2 protein-coding genes are annotated in these 1,741 nt (G+C 60.2%); both read left to right on the top strand.

From position 1 onward, the window contains the following. Positions 1-743: 743 nt before the first annotated feature. A complete protein-coding gene (hisI, locus tag GPA_RS14775) occupies positions 744-1,061 on the top strand; it encodes a phosphoribosyl-AMP cyclohydrolase (RefSeq protein ID WP_015540371.1) in 318 nt (105 codons plus the stop codon). A gap of 252 nt (positions 1,062-1,313) precedes the next feature. Further along, positions 1,314-1,741 (top strand): transaldolase family protein (locus GPA_RS14770; RefSeq protein ID WP_041240636.1); only part of this gene is annotated, 428 nt, incomplete at its 3' end.

Raw genomic sequence — 1,741 nt, 5'->3', positions numbered from 1 at the left:
CGTGGGCAAGCTCGAGCACTTCGCCCAGGGCGTCATCGAGGGCGAGGCCGACGCCGTCTTGGCCGCCAGCGTCTTCCACTTCGGCGAGCTCACCGTCCGCCAAGTGAAAGAGCACATGCGCGCCCAGGGAATACCGGTGAGGTTGTAGCGCTGTCGCGCCACCGTGTCCCTGCATTTTCTTGAAAAAAGAATATTTGCTCTGGCTTTCCCTTTGACGCGCATCCAGCCGATTAGCACAATCTGACGACCTTCGCGCGCCGTGGACCTCGAAGCAGCCGCTCTGCGCGCGGGGTATGCGGTGCTGTGGACAAGAAGGAGCAGTTGTCGCTATTCTTGATAAAAGATAATTAAACCATAGGGCCTGCTACCAGGCGTTTCGCAAACGCCGCATTCGCGACCCCTTGATTTATGCCAAAAATCTATAGATTACCGAGCCTTTTTGTCCATTATGCTTTCAATCATATATAAAATCACCGCGATCATGCGAAAAGCGCTTCGTGCGTGCAGCACGATGCGCGATCACCGACTATGCGTTAAAGGAGCAGCCTGTTTACGTAGCTATAGTCGTCGAATCGAAGAACTCCGCGTTCAAGCCCGAGTTTGCGGGTAAACTGAACTTCCGCCGAGGTGCTGCCGGAGGGCTTCGCCGACCTGCTGCCGTCGACGGAGGACATCGAGAAGCGGATGTGAGAAGGCGCTAGTGCAACAGCTGTTGCGCAATTTGCGAGCAAGGAGAAAGCATCATGGACGTCCCTGAACTGACTTACAACGCCGACGGGCTGATCCCCTGTATCGTGCAGGATGCAGACACGCTCGAGGTGCTCATGATGGCGTGGATGAACGAGGAATCGCTCGCGCTCACGATGGAGCGCGGCGAGACGGTGTTCTGGAGCCGCAGCAGGCGAGAGCTGTGGCACAAGGGTGCCACCAGCGGAAACACCCAGAAGCTCGTGGAGCTGCGCTATGACTGCGACGCCGACACGCTGCTTGCGCTCGTGCATCCGGCAGGTCCCGCCTGCCACACGGGGGAGCGCAGCTGCTTCTTCCGCGCGATGGGCTAGGCCCGCCCCGCGCCGAGGCGCTTTCCCGCATCGCCTTGCTTGATGACGAAGCGTGCCCCAACCTCCATCGCAATTCCACGATATGCGGCCTGATGTGCTTGAACGATCGCGGATCATGCGCTAACATGATCGAAGTTCTGAATATCCCACCGTTGGAAAGCCATCTAACATCCAATATTCCACTTCAGGCATGCACGCGTGCGCTTGCGCGCGTTTCCAAGCAGATTTACCCATAAGCATAAGGAGGACTAGGTGAAATTCTTTCTGGACACCGCCGATCTTGCGGAGATCGAGGAGGCGGCCAGCTGGGGCGTTCTGGCGGGCGTGACCACGAACCCGACGCTCTACGCGCGCACGGGCGGCAAGCTCGCCGACTTCCACAACCATATCAAGCGCATCTGCGAGATCGTCGACGGTCCCGTGTCCGCCGAGAGCGTGGCCATGACGCGCGACGAGATGGTCCGCGACGGCCGCGAGCTCGCCGCGCTCGCCGACAACGTGGTGGTGAAGCTCCCCACCATGATCGAGGGCCTGGCTGCCACGAAGCAGCTGGCCGCCGAGGGCATCCCGGTGAACATGACGCTGTGCTTCACCGTGCCGCAGGCCATCATGGCCGCCCGCGCCGGCGCCCGCTACATCAGCCCGTTCGTGGGCCGCTTCGACGACATCTCCGAGAACGG

The sequence above is a fragment of the Gordonibacter pamelaeae 7-10-1-b genome (assembly GCF_000210055.1).
Lineage (GTDB): Bacteria > Actinomycetota > Coriobacteriia > Coriobacteriales > Eggerthellaceae > Gordonibacter > Gordonibacter pamelaeae.
The sequence above is the reverse complement of the archived record's forward strand: the minus strand, read 5'-3'. Positions and strand labels throughout refer to the sequence as shown.